A 3,736-nucleotide genomic window follows, 5' to 3' on the forward strand; every position below is an offset into this window, starting at 1 on the left:
GAGGCGGGGCGGGCGCTGCTGCCCGGCCCGCTGATCGCCACGCATCTGGCGGCGGGCCTGGTGGCCGGGGCGGCCGAGGGCACGGCCGTGGTGACCGGGCCCGACGGCGGCCTGGTGGAGTGGCTGGCGGAGGCCGACGTGGTCCGGGGAGACGTCACCGGCGCCGAGCCCGTCCGCTCGGCCGACCCGCTCACCCCGCTGCACCGCGTCCGCAGCGCCGGGGAAGTCTGGGACGCCGGGGGCACCGGGACGCCGGAGCGGGCGTTGCTGAGCGCCGCCGAGCAGATGGGCAGCGCGGGCCGCAGCACGGCGCTCGCGGTCCAACATGCCCGGACGCGCGAGCAGTTCGGGCAGCCCATCGGGGCCTTCCAGGCGGTGAAGCACCTGTGCGCGGAGATGCTGGTCCGCACGGAGGTGGCCCGCGCCGCCGTCTACGCGGCGGCCGTCACCGGCGACCCGGTGGAGATCGCGGGCGCCAAGCTGCTGGCCGACGAGGCGGCGGTGCGGTGCGCCCGGGACTGCCTCCAGGTCCACGGCGGGATGGGCTTCACCTGGGAGGCGGAGGTCCACCTCCATCTGAAGCGCGCGTGGCTGCGGTGCGCGCGGTGGCCGACCGCGCGGCAGGCACGGGAGCTCCAGGCGGCGGCGCTGGCGCAGGCGATGTGAGACGGGCCCCGGCGGCCCGGGACGGGACCGGCGGCGAGGCGTTGGCCGGAGCGTGATGAAGCGTCACCGTGCGTCGATACCGGGTTGTGTCCTTACGGGGACTCGTCACACCCCGGAGTCGGGGCCGCCCTCGGGTACCCTCCGTGGGGTGCGATCCCTCAGGTATCCCGCGCGCCCCTGTTCGACCCCCCGCAATGTGCGTCGCACAGTATGCACTACGCGTACTCCTTCGCGCTGGAATATGCCTGAAGCGCTTGTTGCGGTGACTGTACGTCAACCATGCTGTCTCGTAAGGAAATCACGTTCCGTGAGCTTGTCGAGGCGCGAGGCGATGTGTCCGCCGGTTCGGATGGTGTGAGCGGTGCAGGTGCTTCAGGTTCAGTTGGAGGTCGGAGCCGACCCCGCCGAGGTGGGACGCGCTCGCAGATGGGCCCGCTCACGGCTGGCCGGGTGCGGGATACGGCTGGACGAGCCGCTCGCCGAGACCCTGATCCTGCTGATCTCCGAGCTCGTCACCAACGCGGTGGTGCACACCGGCTGCCCCGCCGTGCTCCGGATGCTGTTCGGCCCCGTCGACGGGCCGGCCGACGGCGGTACGGTCCGGGTCGAGGTGGCCGACAGCAGCGCGTGCGCCCCCAGGCCGCGCCACGCGGACGGGGACGACACCAACGGCCGGGGCCTGGAGCTGGTCGACGGCCTCGCCGACCGCTGGGGCTGGCAGGCCGAGGGTGCCGGCAAGTCGATCTGGTGCGAGGTGGACCGCTGTTGCGACGGGGGCGCGCCGGAGCGTACGGGCGGGGCGTTCGAGCCGGGCGCGTATGAGCCGTCGTGCGCTGTCACAAATCGGGCATAAAAGGCAAAGCTTTCACTAGGTGTTGACGCGCCGTGGCGGCCTGATCACCCTTGGATGAGCGATTCGTCGCGAGGGGACGCCGAGGGCGCGGACCGGCCCCCGGTCCGTTCCGGAGCCGGTCCTGGTTCTCCTCGGCGAGTGCGGGTCGTGGCTCGGCGTGGGCTCAGGGCAAAGCTCCTCCAGGGCGTGAGGAGCGGGCGAGCACGCCGTAGCCGGGTGGCGGCCCGCCGTGCCGTGCTCGGGGTGCGCATGACGCGCCGCCACCCTCGGATGGAGCGGACGGAGTGGGCGATCCGGGGCGCGGACTCCTCGTGCGTCCCGGCGTGGAGCGGCGTGTGACACGCCCCTACAGCACGGCGACCGGCGCGACCGGGGTCCCCGTGGCGCCCACGAACGGCTCGGGCATCGCCGAGAGCCAGAACGCGTACCGCCGTTCTTGCGCACAGGCTGTGGACAACTCCTCCAGATTCCAGTTCTGGCCCTGGAGCATCCCCATTTCGACCAGATCCAGCGCGTGCACCGCCAGCCACAGGTTCTCGATCTCCGGCGGGAAGATCTCGAAGGTCAGCGTGTCATTGGCGACGGCCGCGACATCGCGCGCGTGGAACCACTCGGGCGTACGCAGCGACAGGCCCGGCGAGGGGAAGCCGTAGGCGTGCCGGTCGCCGCCGAGGCAGAGCTGGATCTGCCCCGTCCGTACGAGCACGATGTCGCCCGCGCGGACCGTGACCCGGCCCAGCTCCTCGGCGGCCGACAGGTCCTCGGGGGTGACGGCGTGCCCGCCGGGCAGCCGGTCCACGCCGTGGACGCGGGCCACGTCCAGCAGCACCCCGCGCGAGACGAGGTGGCGGGACTTGTCGATGCCGCTGAACTCGGCGCCGCCGTGGGCGGTGATGGTGGTGGCGGGGCGGCCGTTGTAGATGCGGCCGGAGTGCGAGACATGGGTCAGCGCGTCCCAGTGGGTGGCGGCCTGGAGCCCGAGGGTCACGGTGTCGTCGCTGGTGGCGACGGTGCCCGGGCCGAAGATCTCCTGGTTGATCTGCACCATGGTGTGCAGCGGGTTGACCCGGCCGGGGATCAGGCCGGTCTGGACGCCGTTCTGCTCCAGGGGCAGGGCGAGGGGGATGCGGCGGCCGGTGCGGACGGTGGCGGCGGCCTCCCGTACGACCTCGTCCGTCACGAGGTTGAGCGTCCCGATCTCGTCGTCCGGGCCCCAACGCCCCCAGTTGTTCACGCGTTTGGCGATCTCGTGGAACTCCGGCGGCAGCGCGGAGCCGGCGTGCGTGGCTGACGTCGCGGACATGTGGGCCCTCCCTGGGTCTTGTCTTCCGGTGGCTGCGGGGCCATAAAATCTAACGGTCCGTCAGAAACCGCGGGAAGGGGCCGGGCGTGGGGAACTTCTTGGCAGGCAAGGTGGTCGCCGTGACCGGTGCGGGGCGCGGAATCGGCCGGGCCGTGGCGCTCGCGGCGGCGGCCCAGGGCGCCAGAGTCGTCGTCAACGACTACGGCGTCTCCATCGACGGCGCCTCGCCCAGCAGCGGGGTCGCGGACGCGGTGGTCAAGGAGATCGAGGCGGCCGGCGGTGAGGCGGTGGCCGTCGCCGACGACATCTCGACCATGGAGGGCGGCCGGCGGATCGTCGACACCGCGCTGACCCGGTGGGGCCGGGTGGACGGAGTGGTGTGCGTCGCGGGCATTCTGCGCGAGCGGATGCTCTTCAACATGACGGAGGAGGAGTGGGACCCGGTGGTGGCCACCCACCTCAAGGGCACCTTCACCGTGTTCCGGGCGGCCTCGGCGGTGATGCGCCGGCAAGGCACGGGCACGCTGATCGGCTTCACCAGCGGCAACCACCAGGGCAGTGTGGCGCAGGCCAACTACAGCGCGGCCAAGGGCGGTGTGATCTCCCTGGTCCGCAGCGCGGCGCTCGGTCTGCACAAGTACGGCGTCACGGCCAACGCGGTCGCGCCGGTGGCGCGTACGCGGATGTCCGCCAACGTGCCCATGGAGCTGACGGAGATCGGCGAGCCGGAGGACGTGGCGGCGTTCGTGGTCTACCTCCTCAGCGACCGGGCCCGCGAGGCGGGGGTCACCGGGCAGGTCTACACGGTCGCCGGCCCCAAGATCGCGGTCTGGGCGCAGCCGCGGGAGCTGCGGGCGGGGTACGTCACGGGGGGTGCGTGGACGCCGGAGCGGATCGCGGAGTTCCTGCCGGGG

4 protein-coding genes are annotated in these 3,736 nt (G+C 72.7%); 3 read left to right on the plus strand and 1 reads right to left on the minus strand.

Annotated elements, in window-relative coordinates; genetic code table 11:
* Both ACJA3G_RS32735 and ACJA3G_RS32740 read left to right on the plus strand, forming a co-directional pair.
* On the plus strand, nt 1–666 hold a 666-nt coding region (locus ACJA3G_RS32735; RefSeq protein WP_406556664.1), incomplete at its 5' end, for an acyl-CoA dehydrogenase family protein.
* 361 nt (nt 667–1,027) lie between these two features.
* Nucleotides 1,028–1,519: an ATP-binding protein gene (locus ACJA3G_RS32740; RefSeq protein ID WP_406556665.1), complete on the plus strand. Its 492-nt coding sequence runs from the start codon at nt 1,028–1,030 to the stop codon at nt 1,517–1,519.
* 346 nt (nt 1,520–1,865) lie between these two features.
* Here the strand turns inward: ACJA3G_RS32740 and ACJA3G_RS32745 are convergent, their stop codons facing one another.
* Nucleotides 1,866–2,822, minus strand: a complete 957-nt coding sequence (locus tag ACJA3G_RS32745) for a cyclase family protein (protein WP_406556666.1) — start codon at nt 2,820–2,822, stop codon at nt 1,866–1,868.
* An 86-nt stretch (nt 2,823–2,908) separates the two neighbouring features.
* Here ACJA3G_RS32745 and ACJA3G_RS32750 point away from each other — a divergent pair.
* On the plus strand, nt 2,909–3,736 hold an 828-nt coding region (locus ACJA3G_RS32750), incomplete at its 3' end, for an SDR family oxidoreductase (RefSeq protein WP_406556667.1).

Source organism: Streptomyces sp. YS-3, from assembly GCF_045257485.1.
Classification (GTDB): domain Bacteria; phylum Actinomycetota; class Actinomycetes; order Streptomycetales; family Streptomycetaceae; genus Streptomyces.

Coding starts and splice junctions, on each gene's coding strand:
- ACJA3G_RS32745 (WP_406556666.1), bottom strand. CDS start 2,822: ATGTCCGCGACGTCAGCCACGCACGCCGGCTCCGCGCTGCCGCCGGAG.